At 72.6% G+C, this 307-nt stretch carries 1 protein-coding gene; it reads right to left on the bottom strand.

Annotation, left to right across the window (positions count from 1 at the left end):
* On the bottom strand, positions 1 to 307 hold a 307-nt coding region (locus tag AC0IY0_RS28790), incomplete at both ends, for a helix-turn-helix domain-containing protein (protein ID WP_471766484.1).

The following is a 307-nucleotide window of genomic DNA, read 5'->3' as shown; positions in this document are numbered from 1 at the left end:
TCCGCTGCACGGAGCGGAGTGAGATGCCGGTCCGCGCAGCGACGGCGCGGCCGGTCCAGTGCGTGACCTCGTCCGGCGGTTCCGAACACGTCAGCGCCAGCACCGTCGCCACGGTGCGGGTGGAATGCGGCGGGGTGCCGGGTGGGCGGGTCTTGTCCCGCAGCAGGCCCTCGACGCCCTCCTCGGCAAAGCGCTGCTGCCAGCGCCAGACTGCGGGCCGGCTGACGCCGGCCTGCCGAGCCACGTCCTGCACGCTCAAGCGTTCGAACGAGAGCAGGACGATGCGCGCCCGCAGGATGTGCTTGAG

The organism is Methylobacterium sp. AC315 (assembly GCF_979253755.1).
This window is presented reverse-complemented; position numbering and strand designations above follow the sequence as displayed.